Annotated in this window: 16 protein-coding genes; 8 read left to right on the top strand and 8 right to left on the bottom strand. The window is 65.7% G+C overall.

Going from position 1 to position 13,788, the window contains the following annotated elements; all coding sequences use genetic code 11:
* Positions 1 to 19: 19 nt before the first annotated feature.
* Entirely contained in the window at positions 20 to 478 is a 459-nt protein-coding gene (locus tag SK571_RS21735; RefSeq protein WP_319985921.1) for a TetR/AcrR family transcriptional regulator, read from the bottom strand.
* Positions 475 to 1,524: a medium chain dehydrogenase/reductase family protein gene (locus SK571_RS21730; RefSeq protein WP_319985920.1), complete on the bottom strand. Its 1,050-nt coding sequence runs from the start codon at positions 1,522 to 1,524 to the stop codon at positions 475 to 477. Before SK571_RS21730 ends, SK571_RS21735 begins: the two co-directional genes overlap by 4 nt.
* 105 nt (positions 1,525 to 1,629) lie before the next feature.
* Here SK571_RS21730 and SK571_RS21725 point away from each other — a divergent pair, with 105 nt between their 5' ends.
* Positions 1,630 to 2,256: a TetR/AcrR family transcriptional regulator gene (locus SK571_RS21725; RefSeq protein ID WP_319985919.1), complete on the top strand. Its 627-nt coding sequence runs from the start codon at positions 1,630 to 1,632 to the stop codon at positions 2,254 to 2,256.
* 1 nt (position 2,257) lies between these two features.
* Here the strand turns inward: SK571_RS21725 and SK571_RS21720 are convergent, their stop codons facing one another.
* The 4 genes from SK571_RS21720 to SK571_RS21705 all read right to left on the bottom strand — a co-directional run bounded on the left by SK571_RS21720 (position 2,258) and on the right by SK571_RS21705 (position 6,096).
* Entirely contained in the window at positions 2,258 to 3,202 is a 945-nt protein-coding gene (locus SK571_RS21720) for a ribose-phosphate diphosphokinase (protein ID WP_319985918.1), read from the bottom strand.
* Between the two features lie 10 nt (positions 3,203 to 3,212).
* On the bottom strand, positions 3,213 to 3,695 hold the full coding sequence (locus SK571_RS21715; protein ID WP_319985917.1) for a hypothetical protein: 483 nt from the start codon (positions 3,693 to 3,695) through the stop codon (positions 3,213 to 3,215).
* Positions 3,692 to 5,200 (bottom strand): PHP domain-containing protein, encoded by a 1,509-nt coding sequence (locus SK571_RS21710; protein WP_319985916.1) that lies wholly within the window; start codon positions 5,198 to 5,200, stop codon positions 3,692 to 3,694. Before SK571_RS21710 ends, SK571_RS21715 begins: the two co-directional genes overlap by 4 nt.
* Positions 5,201 to 5,289: 89 nt before the next feature.
* Positions 5,290 to 6,096 (bottom strand): metal-dependent hydrolase, encoded by an 807-nt coding sequence (locus tag SK571_RS21705; protein WP_319985915.1) that lies wholly within the window; start codon positions 6,094 to 6,096, stop codon positions 5,290 to 5,292.
* Between the two features lie 113 nt (positions 6,097 to 6,209).
* Between SK571_RS21705 and SK571_RS21700 the strand changes: the two genes are divergently transcribed.
* The 6 genes from SK571_RS21700 (at position 6,210) to SK571_RS21675 (ending at position 10,746) form a co-directional block, all read left to right on the top strand.
* Positions 6,210 to 7,052: an SDR family NAD(P)-dependent oxidoreductase gene (locus SK571_RS21700; RefSeq protein WP_319985914.1), complete on the top strand. Its 843-nt coding sequence runs from the start codon at positions 6,210 to 6,212 to the stop codon at positions 7,050 to 7,052.
* A 79-nt stretch (positions 7,053 to 7,131) separates the two neighbouring features.
* On the top strand, positions 7,132 to 8,355 hold the full coding sequence (locus SK571_RS21695; protein ID WP_266039285.1) for an NADP-dependent isocitrate dehydrogenase: 1,224 nt from the start codon (positions 7,132 to 7,134) through the stop codon (positions 8,353 to 8,355).
* 174 nt (positions 8,356 to 8,529) lie between these two features.
* Entirely contained in the window at positions 8,530 to 8,841 is a 312-nt protein-coding gene (locus SK571_RS21690) for an SH3 domain-containing protein (protein WP_319985913.1), read from the top strand.
* A gap of 30 nt (positions 8,842 to 8,871) precedes the next feature.
* Entirely contained in the window at positions 8,872 to 9,090 is a 219-nt protein-coding gene (locus tag SK571_RS21685; RefSeq protein WP_319985912.1) for a hypothetical protein, read from the top strand.
* 11 nt (positions 9,091 to 9,101) lie between these two features.
* The gene (locus tag SK571_RS21680) at positions 9,102 to 9,902 is read left to right on the top strand and encodes an exodeoxyribonuclease III (RefSeq protein ID WP_319985911.1); all 801 of its coding nucleotides are present in this window, start codon (positions 9,102 to 9,104) and stop codon (positions 9,900 to 9,902) included.
* A 391-nt stretch (positions 9,903 to 10,293) separates the two neighbouring features.
* Positions 10,294 to 10,746: a metallophosphoesterase family protein gene (locus SK571_RS21675; protein WP_319985910.1), complete on the top strand. Its 453-nt coding sequence runs from the start codon at positions 10,294 to 10,296 to the stop codon at positions 10,744 to 10,746.
* A gap of 158 nt (positions 10,747 to 10,904) precedes the next feature.
* Here SK571_RS21675 and SK571_RS21670 read toward each other — a convergent pair whose 3' ends face one another.
* Both SK571_RS21670 and SK571_RS21665 read right to left on the bottom strand, forming a co-directional pair.
* A complete protein-coding gene (locus SK571_RS21670) occupies positions 10,905 to 11,141 on the bottom strand; it encodes a hypothetical protein (RefSeq protein ID WP_319985909.1) in 237 nt (78 codons plus the stop codon).
* A 450-nt stretch (positions 11,142 to 11,591) separates the two neighbouring features.
* A complete protein-coding gene (locus SK571_RS21665) occupies positions 11,592 to 12,032 on the bottom strand; it encodes an Imm1 family immunity protein (protein ID WP_319985908.1) in 441 nt (146 codons plus the stop codon).
* A gap of 261 nt (positions 12,033 to 12,293) precedes the next feature.
* On the opposite strand from SK571_RS21665, the gene SK571_RS21660 reads away from it, so the two are divergent.
* Positions 12,294 to 13,781 carry a helix-turn-helix domain-containing protein gene (locus SK571_RS21660; RefSeq protein WP_319985907.1) on the top strand — a complete coding sequence of 496 codons (1,488 nt, stop codon included), beginning with the start codon at positions 12,294 to 12,296 and terminating at the stop codon, positions 13,779 to 13,781.
* The last annotated feature ends 7 nt before the right edge of the window (positions 13,782 to 13,788 follow it).

Raw genomic sequence — 13,788 nt, 5'->3', positions numbered from 1 at the left:
GGCGGGGACTCCCGGAAAGTCAGATGAGTGAAGTGATCAGGCGCGGTGCGATGACGACGAACTGGGGCGAGCGGCGGATCGAGGCGCGCTGGTCGGCGAGGCCGTGCAGGCCCAGCCAGAACGTCATGGCGCGATCGGGGTTGGAGAGGACCCGCGTGAACAGCCGCAGTGCCTGCGAGGAGAGATCGGCCGCACCGAACATCACGCGGTAGCGGCGGGGGTGCGCAACGGCGAAGTCCAGGTAGGCGAGGCCTGCCGCGTAGGCGTCGGGTGCGTCGAGCACGACGGCTTCGAGCTCGCGGAAGGCCGCGTGGCACACGGCCTGCAAGATCGACGGCACGTCGGGGAACTGCTGGTAGATCGACGAGGTGGGCACGTCCGCCTCGCGGGACACGGCCCGCAGCGTCACGGCGTGGTCCCGGTCGACCAGGGCGGTCGCCGCCGCCACGATCGCCTGGCGGCAGCCCGGCCTGCTCACGGCTCCGGGACGATGACGACCTTGCCCAGCACGGTCCGCGACTCGGCCAGCGCCAGCGCGGCACCTGCCTCCGACAACGGGATGCGCGCGGCGATCTGCGGCGTCAGCACGCCCTGGCCGACCAGCGCGAGCACCTGCGTGAGGTCCTCGGCCAGGCGAGCGCGGAACGCGGCGGCACGGAAGCGCTTGCCGGCCCAGAAGTTGTAGAAACCCGCGCGCTTGCCGTTGGGCAGCAGGTTCCACACCATCAGCCGACCGAAGAGCTTGAGCACCGGCAGCATCGCGTTGCCCGGCTCGTCCTTCGTCGCGGCCGAACCGTAGTTGACCAGCACGCCGCCGCGGCGCAGCAGCTTCCAGGACTCGTGCAGGCCCGGACCACCGACGTGGTCGAACACGGCGTGCACCCCTTCGGGCGCCAGCTCGCGGATGCGGGCGTACATGGCCGGATCGCGGTAGTCGACGGGGATCGCGCCGAGCTCGCGCACCGCGTCGTGGTGGCGGGCGGAGACCGTGCCGATGACCTTGATGCCGGCGTGGCGAGCGAGCTGCACCAACGTCGAGCCGACGCCGCCGTTCGCGCCCAGCACAACGATGGTGTCGCCGCGCTCGACCTTCGCCGTGCGGTACATCATCTGCCACGCCGTGACGCCGTTGACCACGACGGTCTCGGCGGCGGCCGCGTCCACGCCGTCCGGCACGGGCACCAGGTCGGCCGCCTCGACGATCAGGTGGCTCGCCCACGCGCCGACCTTCGTGACCGCGGCGAACCGGTGTCCCCGCAGGTCGCGGTCTACGCCGGGCCCGGTCCCGACCACGGTGCCGACGACGTCGTAGCCGGGCACGAACGGGAACGCGGGCTGGTCGAAGTACTTGCCCAGGCGCATCTGCTGCTCGGCGAACGAGACGCCCGTGGCGTCCATCCGCAGGACGACCTGGCCCTGACCCGGTGCGGGCAGGTCGCGGACCTGGATGTGCAGGCCGGCGGGCTCGACCACACCGGGCAGGACGATCTCGGTGGTGCGGGTGGTGGCGGTCGTGACGTTCATCGTGGCTCCTCGGTCCCGGCTGTGCTTACGGACTTAAGCTAACGCCCGTAAGTCTAAGAGTGCAAGGCCTAACAGTCATAAACTTTCAGGTGTATGGTTACGGCCGTGACGAACACGGAACCGCGCAGGCGCAACCGCAGGGGCGAAGGCGGGAAACTGCGGGACGAGATCATCGCGGCGGCCGTCGCACTCCTGGACGAGGGCGGCGACGAACGCGCGGTCACGCTGCGCTCGGTCGCCCGCAAGGCGGGAATCGCGGCACCGTCGATCTACCCGCACTTCGCGGACCAGCCGTCGATCATGCTGGCCGTGGTGCAGCAGGAGATGGACGCGCTCACGGCCACCCTGCGCGAAGCCGCAGACAACGCGAGTCCGGACGCACGCGCACGGCTCTTCGCGGTGTGCAACGCCTACCTGGACTTCGCCGAGCTGCACCCGCAGCGCTACCGGATCATGTTCGGCGGTCTGTGGACGCCGTCGGTCGAGGACACCTCGATCACCGACGCCGACCTCGACTCACTCGGCGCGGAGGCGTTCACGCTGCTCGTCGACGTGCTCGGCGCGTGCGTCGAGGAGGGGATCGCGCACGGCAGCGACGACCTGTTCGGCGACGCGGTGGCGTTGTGGCTCGGGCTGCACGGCCTCGCCCACCAGCGGGCCGTGGTGCGCAAGATGCCCGGACCGGCCGACGTCGGTGACCGGTTGATCAAGGCACTCGCGCACCTCAAATGACTCAGGGGGCCTCGAAGAGGGTCGACACCGACTCGCCGACGTTGATCCGCCGCATCGCCTCGGCCATCGCCGGCGCGATCGACAGCACCTTCAGCTTCGGCACGGACTTCTCCGCCGGGATCGGCACGGTGTTCGTCGCGACGATCTCCAGCACGTCGTCGAACGCCTGCAGCCGGTCCAGCGCACCGGCGGAGAACAGCCCGTGCGTGCAGGCGACCCGGATCGCCCCGGCGCCGCGCTCCCGCAGCTTGTCCAGCAGTTCGATCACCGTCGAGCCCTTGGCGATCTCGTCGTCCAGCACGATCACGTCCCGTCCGGCCACCTCGCCGATCACGGTCTGGATCTGCACCTTGTCGTCGGCGAACCGCTGCTTGGCGCCGGCCGCGACCGGCAGCCCCAGGATCCGGGCGAAGTGCGCCGCCTCCTTGGCGTTGCCGAGGTCCGGCGACACGACCACGGTGTTCGAGAGGTCGTACTGGGAGAAGTGCGCGGCGAGTTCGCGCAGGGCGTGCAGGTGGTCGACGGGCACCGAGAAGAACCCGTGCACCTGTGGCGAGTGCAACGTCATCGCCAGCACCCGGGACGCGCCGGCGGCCACCATCAGATCGGCGACCAGGCGGCCGCCGATCGAGATCCGGGGTGCGTCCTTCTTGTCCGAACGCGCGTAGGCGTAGTGCGGCAGGACGACGGTCGTGCGCGCGGCCGAAGCGCCACGGGCAGCGTCGAGCATCAGCAGGAGTTCGACGAGGTGCTCCTGCACCGGCGGTACCAGCGGCTGGATCAGGAACACGTCCCGCTCACGGCAGTTCGCCTGCAACTGCACTTCCAGGCAGTCGTTGGCGAACCGCGTCAGACGGCTGGGGGAGAGCTCGACACCGAGGTGACCACAGATCTCGGCGGCGAGGGAGGGATGGGCAGAACCACTGAAGACAGCGATGTCACGCACATCCGCAAAACTAGTCGATGACCAGCACCAACTTGCCGTCGCGGAAGAACGGCGTCAGGTTCCCGCGCGTGTCGACCGTGTGTGTACCGCGCGGGAAAACGGCCTCTATGGCCGTGAACGCGAGGATGTCCGACACCCCGTGACGGCCGCGCAACGACCGTTGGCCCTGGTATCGCAGAGCGCGCCCCTCGCGGCGGTACTGATGGGCCTCGGCAGCAGTGGAGGCGCCTGCTCGAAGCGCCTCCGGGCCTACCAGGCGTCCTGAGGACGCACCGCGTACGGCGACGCCGAAACCCTGCGCGACCAGTGAGTTCACCACTGCGTCGGACGGGGGGACTGGCAGGAGGAAGGACATCGCGTAGTGGGCGTCGACCTCGTGCACCGCGACCGTTCGGGCCGTGGTCAGCACCGTGTCGTGCAGCTCCAGCGCGATCTTCTCCGCTTCCCAGCGGTTTTCATAGCCGGCGTCGATGCCGACGAAGGTGCTGGTCACCTGACCTCCACGAAGATCGGGTTGGTGTAGCACCACAGGTCCTCCCACGGGTTCGCGGCTCCGGGTGTGTCCGCCTGGGGTTCGAACGCGCCGCGGTTGCCGTCGGTTCCGCGCAACCGGACGAAAAATGGCTCCCGGACGTTGCGGAACGTGTGCGTGAAGACCGCATAGTGCCAGCGCGGCTCGTAGGATCGCTCGACCTTCACATGTGGCGTGGCCAACGTTTCAGATGATGATCGTCCGGTTACCGCACCTTTGATGAGGTCCAAACGGCGCAACCTGGGGATGAATCCGGCGCTGTTCGGCCGGGTCGCCAGACGCACCTTGACCAGCACGGTCACGTCCGAGCCGCGGCGGACGCGCAGCCGGCCGCCCATGGTCTGCGTTCCGCCGGATGCGTAAACACCGAACTGAAGATCATCGACCAGGCCGCCGTGCGAAACCCACGCCCGACCGGCCCGCAGACCCTCCATCACGGCGCCGCGCGTGCGGCGGGTGGCGCCGACGACGGTCCGGGAGAACTCACCGGGGAAGAAGTCGACGTAGGGCGGCGAGATCTGCGGCGGGCCGGAGTCGACGGGGTCGAGGTGCTTGCCCGTGAGGTCGAACTGGTCGCCCGGCTCCGGCACGCGGACGATCGTGTCGCGCGAGTTGAAGTGCGAGTCGGAGTTCGACGTGATCCACCAGCCGAGGCCCTCGGCGAGCAGCGAGTCCCAGACGCCGCCGACCTTCGCCGTCATCCAGTCGAAGCCGCCGTAGGTCCGGTAGGCCTCGGGCGGGTAGGCCGCGTACGAGTTCGAGCCGGGGCTGTTCGAGTACCCGCCGCGGTGCCCGCCCGGACCGCGCAACGGGTCACCGTCACCCTGCGCTCCGGGCGCGGCCTCCATGCCGACAACGATGTCTGGGGCCAGGTCACGCATGTTCCGCAGCTCGTGGGGCGCCACCCGGCCGTTGCGCATCGGGTGGTTCACGAACACCAGCGCGGACTTCATCGTGCCGTTGCGGATCTTCGTCTGCAGGAACCGGATCGCGTCGAGCGCCTTCTTCTCGTTGGCGGGACTGGACGCTTCGGCGCCGTTCAGCCGCCAGTCGAACTGCCGCTCGAAGTCGCGCAGCACCCCGGCCTCGTCGTGGCAGTCCTCGAAGAACAACGTCGCGTGCTCGGCGCCGGGGACGTTCCACTCCATCCCGTGCCACAGCAGCAGTTGCGGGAACTTCCGCTGGGCGCGCCGGAGATCGGCCGCCGTCGCCTCGACCGAGTGCGCCTCGTGCGACGCGTGGCCGTGGTCGGTGATCACGAGCCAGTCCGTGCCGTGCCGCAACGCACCGCGGATCTGCTGCTCGATGGTGTACATGCCGTCGTACGAGTACTGCGTGTGCGCGTGATGATCGCCGGAAAGCCACTGGTAGCGAGTGGTCGCCGAGGCGGTGCCGGTGCCCAGCGCTCCCGCCACACCCAGCACGCCCGCCCCCTGGAGGAAGCGTCTGCGGGCTACTTCGGACATGGCTGAACCTCCACGCGACGGGTCGGGGTCCGTGGAGGCTAGGCCGATCGGGTGTGGTGCAGGTGGACGCCGGATGACCAGCGGTGGAACTAGACCGGAAGGAGGTCCACCCAGTCCAGGAACGGCAGGGCGCCGGTGCCCTGCAACGCGGCGAGCCCCAGCCAGATCGACAGGATCGTGACGATCGGCCCGACGATGGCCATCTCCACCACGCCGCCGGTCTTCATCCGCATGATCTTCGGCGGCGCGACCGGGAACCACGTCTTGCCCATGATCGGGATCGGCCACAGGATCGGGCAGCCCTGCTCGGTGATCGCGTCACCGATGTAGTGCGCGAAACAGCCGACGCCGACCGCGATCCCGCACGCCGCGGCGGACGCGTCCGTCTGCGAGGTCCACGCGATCATCGCCCAGGTGATCCCCGCCGACACCGCGGTGATCAGCAGCGCGTCCTGCTTGGGGCACCAGTCGTTCATGATGCCGCGCACCGCGAGACCGGCGAACACGAACATGAGCACCGGCAGCGCCCACTTCTGGCTGTTCTGGATGACCGCGGCGGTGAAGACGGCGGAGAACAACGCGAAGACGAGGGTGTGGGTGAGACCGCGATGTCCGCCGTCCCGCTTGGAATCCCTCTTCAGGCGCGTCGTCCGGTAGACGAAGCTGCTCAACGCGTTGATGCCGGCGGACAGCCCGCTGCTCAGTGCTCCGAACGTGCGGGAGATGGTCGAACCGGGGTGGTCGAGGTCGGGCAGAAGTGCCGCGCCAGTGGCGAGAACCGCACCGACGGCCCAGCTCTGCGGCGAGAGCTGGCCGATCGGGTGACTTGGCGCGAGTGCGGTGACAGCGCTCCAGGCGAGCAGTCCACTCATCGCATGTGTTGGCCCAGTTGACACTTACGTCCCTTCTAGTGATCACCCGATGGTGAAAACAGTAGTCGCAGGTATCAGGCGCCCGAGCCAGAACTCCATATGTCCGGACAACCATCTCCATCCGAAGGAGCTCGGACATGGCGCAGGTGTGGCTCATCACCGGCAGTTCCCGCGGCGTCGGCCGCAAGACCGCCGAAGCGGTTCTCGCCGCCGGGCACCGGCTCGTCGCGACCGCCCGCAATCCGCGCGATCTCGACGACCTCGTCTCTCAACACGGTGACCGGGTCCGATCTGTTGCACTCGACGTGCGCGACGCCGCCCAGGCGCGCGAGGCGGTGGCGACGGCGGTGCGCGAGTTCGGCCGGCTCGACGTCGTCGTGAACAACGCGGGCGCCGGCCGGGTCACCTCGATCGAGGAGTGCTCCGAGGAGGACTTCCGCGAGCAGCTGGAGGTCAACCTCTGGGGCGCCGTCAACGTCACCCGCGCCGCGCTGCCCGTGCTCCGCGCGCAGCGGTCCGGGCACTTCCTGCACGCCGGATCGACCGCGGGGCACACGGCGCTGGGCGGCGGGCTCGGTCCGTACGTGATGTCGAAGTTCGCGCTGCGCGGGTTCAACGAGACGCTCGCCGCCGAGTGCGCGCCGTTCGGGGTTCGGTCGACGTTGATCGAGCTCGGCGGCATGCAGACGGACTGGACCGGCAGCTCCCTGGTGGTGACCGAGCACGGACAGGACTACGTTCCGTCTGTCGGGGCAATGCTGGGCATGCTGCGTGGCGCCGACGGCAACATGCCCGGTGATCCGGTCAAGGCGGCGAAGGTCATGCTCGACGTGGTAGCCATGGACGAGCCGCCGCTGTGTCTGCTGCTGGGCAGCGACGCGGTGGATATGGTGCGCCTGGCAGACCAGGCACGGAATGCGGAAATCGACAAGTGGGAACACGTGAGCCGGTCGACCGACCGCAACCCTGAATCGGTGTAACCAGGGTCGCAGGCGCGGGTGGGCGGTTTACCAGTACGCTTGTCTTGCTTGCATCGTCGCGAGAGGAGCGCCCGGAGTTATGGGCAAGATCAAGGTTCAGGGCACCGTCGTCGAGCTCGACGGCGACGAGATGACCCGGATCATCTGGCAGTTCATCAAGGACAAGCTGATCCACCCGTACCTGGACGTCACCCTGGAGTACTACGACCTGGGCATCGAGCACCGGGACGCGACCGACGACCAGGTCACGATCGACGCCGCGAACGCCATCAAGAAGCACGGCGTCGGCGTCAAGTGCGCCACGATCACGCCGGACGAGGCGCGCGTCGAGGAGTTCGGCCTCAAGAAGATGTGGGTCTCGCCGAACGGCACGATCCGCAACATCCTCGGCGGTGTCGTCTTCCGCGAGCCGATCATCATCTCCAACGTCCCGCGGCTGGTCCCGGGCTGGACGAAGCCGATCATCATCGGCCGTCACGCGCACGGTGACCAGTACAAGGCCACCAACTTCAAGGTGCCCGGCGCCGGCAAGCTCACGATCACGTTCCAGCCGGAGGACGGCTCGGACCCGATCGAGCACGTCGTCACCGAGTTCCCGGCGGAGGGCGGTGTGGCGATGGGCATGTACAACTACAACAAGTCCATCGAGGACTTCGCCCGCGCCTCGTTCTCCTACGGCCTGCAGCGGGGCTACCCCGTCTACATGTCGACGAAGAACACGATCCTGAAGGCCTACGACGGCGCCTTCAAGGACATCTTCGAGCGCGTGTTCAACGAGGAGTTCAAGGCGGAGTTCGACGCCAAGGGCCTCACCTACGAGCACCGCCTCATCGACGACATGGTCGCCGCTGCCATGAAGTGGGAGGGCGGCTACGTCTGGGCGTGCAAGAACTACGACGGTGACGTCCAGTCCGACACGGTCGCGCAGGGCTTCGGCTCGCTCGGCCTCATGACGTCGGTCCTGATGACGCCGGACGGCAAGACGGTCGAGGCCGAGGCCGCGCACGGCACCGTGACGCGTCACTTCCGCCAGCACCAGGCCGGCAAGCCGACCTCCACGAACCCCATCGCGTCGATCTACGCGTGGACCCGTGGCCTCATGCACCGCGGCAAGCTGGACGGCACCCCCGAGGTGATCCGCTTCGCCGAGGCGCTCGAGGAGGTCGTGATCGAGACCGTCGAGGCCGGTCAGATGACCAAGGACCTGGCCCTGCTGATCAGCAAGGACCAGGCGTGGCTGACCACCGAGGACTTCCTCGCCGCGCTCGACGAGAACCTCAAGAAGAAGATGGCGTCGTTCTGACCGCCTGATTCGAGCACGTGAGAAGGCCACCCCGGTCACGCCGGGGTGGCCTTTCTCGTTGCCCGTCACCCGGTCGGTTCCTCTTGCGGGTGGTTGCCGCGCCGAGCCGTCCACACAGGTCTCACAGCCGCTATATCTGCTGTTCCAGGGCTTTGTGCGTGCGGAGGCAGCGTCATGTTCGGTGTACCGGTTCGGGGAATGATCGTCATCGGTGTGCTCGGGGTCGCGGGCGTGATGTACGCCGTGAACGGCGGCAAGCAGATGGGCAGCGACAAGGGCGCGGAGATCTGCAAGGTCACGGTGACCGCGGACATCCTCAACGTCCGCTCGGGACCGGGCGACATGCAGCCGATCGTCTCGACCATGCCCCGCGACGCGGTGACCGAAGCCCAGGCGCGCGTCGAGAACGGCTACCGGATGCTCAGCGACCGCCGCTGGGTGAGCCAGTCGTTCGTCGCGCTGACCAGCGACTCGACCTGCAGGTGACCGGCAGGGCGTTCTGGCAGACTTGCGGGCATGTTGCGGAACGTGTTCCGGTGGGGCAGGGCCAAGGGCGTCACGCAGTGCTCCTGCGAGCCCGAGTGGCAGGGCCTCTACACCGAGGTCTACGGCGAGCGTCAGCTGGCGCTGCCTCGTGACGAGATGGCCACTCTCGTCGGCTACCTCGACCTGACCGCACACTGCGCCGGCTGCGGCGCCGAGTACCCGAAGCCCTGGGGCCTGGCCTCCCAGTAGGCTCCCTCGTCGTGCTCACGGTCTCCACGGTCAACGTCAACGGTCTGCGCGCCGCCGCGAAGAAGGGCTACCTGGAGTGGCTCGCCGCATCCTCAGCCGATGTGGTGTGCCTGCAGGAAGTCCGCGCGGAGCCGTCCGAGTTGGCTCCGGACCTCCACTCACCTCTGGGCTGGCACGGCGTGTACGCGCCTTCCTCGTTGAAGGGCCGTGCGGGCGTGGGCGTTCTCTCGCGCGTTGAACCCACCTCCGTCCGTGTGGGCTTCGGCACCGCCGAGTTCGAGACGAGCGGCCGCTACCTGGAGATCGAACTGCCCGGCGTCGTCGTGGCCTCGCTGTACCTGCCGTCCGGTGACGTGGGCACCGAGAAGCAGGACGAGAAGGACCGCTTCATGGCGGCCTTCCTGCCGTACCTGGTGTCGCTGCGGGAGAAGGCGGCTGTCTCGGGCCGTGAGGTGCTCGTGTGTGGTGACTGGAACATCGCACACCAGCAGGCGGACCTGAAGAACTGGAAGACGAACCAGAAGGAGTCCGGCTTCCTGCCTTACGAGCGGGAGTGGATGACGTCCGTGTTCGCGTCGGGCTATCACGACGTGATGCGCACGCTGCATCCTGACGCCGTTGGGCCGTACTCGTGGTGGTCGTATCGCGGTAAGGCGTTCGACAACGACTCCGGGTGGCGCATCGACTACGTTGTCACAACCGATCGCCTGGCCGCCTCAGCGACTTCCGCTGTGGTCGAACGCGCAGCGACCTACGCGGAACGCTGGTCCGACCACGCGCCCGTGACGGTCACCTTCGACTGGCCCCGCTAGTCCCGTCTGCCGGCTTTGGCGTTTGCAAGTACCACCAACTCATGATCATTGAGCACTTTGCTACTACCAACTCGTTCGCCGTCGTCGAGCGGGATATCGCTGCGTTGCACGCGGCTCGTGGCGAGTTGGTTGTAGTTACAGGCCTGTTGATCAGTTGTTGGTGGTACTTGCAGACGCCGTAACAGCGGTTGGGAAATGGCGATCGGCTGGTGGAGCGGGCGGCCACGTACGCCGAGCGCTGGTCGGACCACGCCCCGGTGACCGTCGTGTACTCCGACTGACTCAGCCCGACCAGCCTTTATCGCTCTTGTCACCCGGCTGACGGCTCGATTCAACCCCGCCGCTCCCTGAACATGAACACGATTCACCATCGATGAATCGGGAGCGGCTCATGGCAGGGTTCAACCGGCGTTCTTTCCTCCTGGCGATGGGCATGGGCGCCGCAGGCGTGCCGCTCCTGGACCGCCAAGCGTTTGCGTCGCCCGCGGGCACGACGCTCGACGTGACGGCCACGCCGATCGGCACCAGCGGTTACCGCAGGCTCACCGCGGGGCCGGGCTGGCCGACGGTCGTGCGCGGCGATCTCGTCCCAGCCAAGTCCAACCGGGAAGCGAGGCGAAAAGCGCTCACCAGCTTCGTGCAGTTCAGCGACATGCACATCTGCGACGCGCAAAGCCCGCTCCGGTTCGAGTACCTGCACCCGATCATGGGTTCCAGCGCGCACCGGCCGCAGGAGGCCCTGACGACACAGGGCTCGACGAGCCTCGTGCGGCGGGTCAACGCCGTCAAGAACGGTCCGCTGACCGGCAGGCCTTTCGACTTCCTCATGACGACCGTCAACTGAGGCGAAGACGTAACCAACGGCCGCGCGCTGTGGAGGCGGTAGGCACGGCGTGAAAGTCAAGTGCCCCAACGGTTTGAGGGTGCGGTGGTCACTCTAGCTTCAGCTGTTCGCGATGATCGTCCTCTGCTGTACTTGAGGCACCGCCATACCCAGGTTCCTCAGATGGTCGGCTTGAGCTCGTCCGACTCTGCGAGATAGAGGCGCCCGAGATCTATGAGCAATACGCCGAGTTCACGAAAGTACTCCGCCCGGTTTGGGTCGGGAACCAGACTGCACGTACGTACGGTGTGCAGCGCGAGCACTTCGCTGAACTCGGGATGAGACTTCGCGACTTCACGCGACAGCCGCATCAGCGAAGTGCGCAACAGCTCTTCGGTTAGAATTTCCGCAGCCACGACGGCGGCCTTTCTGCGTAATATCGAGCGCCCCAAGTTTTCCTTGGGGCGCTGGTGGATCGCTTGCCGACTGGTTGTTGTCCAGCGCCTGTTCCCTGGTCAAGGCTGAACCCACGGACGTGCATCAAATTCAGTCGGCTCGCGAGGCTCCTGCTGTTGCTGGAGGGATCTCTGTCGCAACTGGTGCAGCAGTTCGTCTCGCTCCTCGTTGGTCAAGGCGAGCCACTTTTCCGCCATCGTGTGTGTGAACACGCCTTGAGGCGTTAGCTCGTATTGGCGGGGGACCAGTTCGTTTGTCACGCTACGTTTTCCTTCGATTCCTGAGGTGTGTAGACATGCGTCCCCACCAGTCGTAGTAATCTCCGATGATCCATGTCCACGCGCCGACCGCGACAAGGCCGACGATTACGGTTATCGCCGTCACGGAATCCCCTTAGGGGAAGGTTGTTCTCAGTAGTTGTCGTATGGGCGCCATTGGATGCATTTCGGGCGCTTGCGCGTTTGTATCCACTCGATCATTGCCGTGCGAGCGTCGGCGATCGGTATCGATGCTGTGCGCGGAAATACTGCGCCTGTCTCCCCGTTGAATAGAAGACTGACCTCAGGTAGTGGCCGCGCTGGGTTGTATGAGTTCGCAATCACCATTTCTGGATCGTCATGGTCCATGTAGTTGAGTGCTGCAAGTCCCGCTGAAGGGATGACGCTAATCCGTAGTTGATGGTCCGGTTGTGGGCCTTCCTTTGTGCTGCGAAACTCGGCGTCCCCAACGAACATCGTCGTTTCCCACTTAGCGTGGTTTGTGCGCAGCACCTCATCGATCAATTGCTGGGACTGCTCAAGTCCGCTCGCAACTCGGACAATTCCAGTCGTGAGCACAGCCGTCACGATCATGCGTTCCCGCTGACTTTCGGGCGCCACCTTCGTAGATAAGAGGGGAAATGCGCTAACGGACTTCTTTCACGTCTACCGTCGAACCTTGTCCGGCCGATGTCTATACCTGGATCTGCATGGCCTATGCAGATCCAGGTATAACGCCTGGTAAGCAGGCGCGAAGCCTCGATCGGCGCAACCCGATGGTGTCGCCTGCGGTGCGTATGTACGCTGGTCAGAGGCAGCGCATCCGCCGCAGACGCTGACGGGGGAAGACACGAGATGACGACACCTGTTCCACAAGGTGGAAGCACTGGAGAAGCTCGTCGTTGTCAGGGTTGCGATGACAGGCTTCCTCCGGCCAACTCGGCGAATCTCTGCGCTCGCTGCCACCGAGATCAGCGTGACCAGCTTCGGACGCCGCCCGCCCAGTTGCGGCATGAGTTCTTTGAGACGGACGAGTTTCGCGCCGCGTTCGCGGAGCAACACATCGGCCACGTATTCAAGGCCTACCGAAATCACCCGCGTCATTTGACGCTTTACGGTCGGGCGCTTACGCAAGAACTACTTGCGCGATGGTTGAACCTGACGCAGTCGAAGCTCAGTCGTATCGAGAATGGCCCAGCTGAAACAAATCTTTTCTGGCTTCAAAACTGGGCGCGAACTCTGCATCTTCCTCAACATCTTCTGTGGTTCGATCTTCCTGGGCAGAGTCGGCTTACTCCGCCGGTTTCGTCTGGTCGAGACGCGGCAGGGTTGATTGACGCTGATGCGCACAACCAAATACTGATCGCGAACACTGGTATAAACACCGCAGAGCTAGTGCAGCGTGTCCGTGCATCAGCAATTGATCAGCCGACAATTGATGCCTTGAGTATTACCGTAGAGCAGATGTGTTGTGACTACTCACATGCCGACGCGCGAGAACTCATGCGTAAGGGTCAGGCGTGGTTGAGAAAGGTCACGGAGCTGCTGGGGAAACAGCTGACCCTGCCTCAACACCGTGAGGTACTGCATAATGCGGGCCTGCTCGCGCTACTGGTTGGCTGTTTGGAATATGACCTCGGCGACCAGAAAGCTGCTCAGGCAACGCGGAAGATGGCGATGCAGCTGGGTTCCGAATCGGGGGACGCCTCGATCGTGGGCTGGGCACACGAAATGCTGGCCTGGTTCAACCTCACGGCAGGAAACTACAGAGCAGTCATCCCTCTTGCACAAGCAGGGATCATCGCCGCTCCGTCACAGTCCGTCGCTGTGCAGCTTTATGGACAGCAAGCCAAAGCCTACGCGCGTATGGGAATGGCGGATGAGGTCTATGAGGCATTGCAGCGTGGTAGTGAATTGTTGGGCGAATTGCCGTATCCAGAGCGACCCGAGAATCACTTCGTGGTAGACCCTGACAAGTTCGACTTCTACGCAATGGATACATACCGGATCGTTGGGCGCGACGACTTGGCCAAGCGAAACGCCGAGGAAGTAATCCGGCGCAGCGTGAACTCGGATGGCTTCGTTGTTTCGCCGATGCGTAGTACGGAAGCCCAACTAACTCTGGCTGTCGTTGCAGCGCGAGCGGGCGACGTTGAAGAGGCCGCAGCATTGGGCGCAGAAGCCTTGCGGCATGGCCGTCAGAGTCGCCCGTCGCTTCTCATGGTCGCGTCCGAGTTGGACGACGAGCTAAGCGCGTACGGCGCACGCGCGGGCGCTGACTTCCGCGACTTGTTCAAGCTGGTCAAAGAAACCAAGGGTCAGCCTGGCGCTAGTGGTGACTGACAGCCCG

The organism is Lentzea kristufekii, from assembly GCF_033949925.1.
Classification (GTDB): Bacteria; Actinomycetota; Actinomycetes; order Mycobacteriales; family Pseudonocardiaceae; genus Lentzea; species Lentzea kristufekii.
Note: the sequence above shows the minus strand (reverse complement) of the source record. Positions and strands in the feature narration are given on the sequence as shown.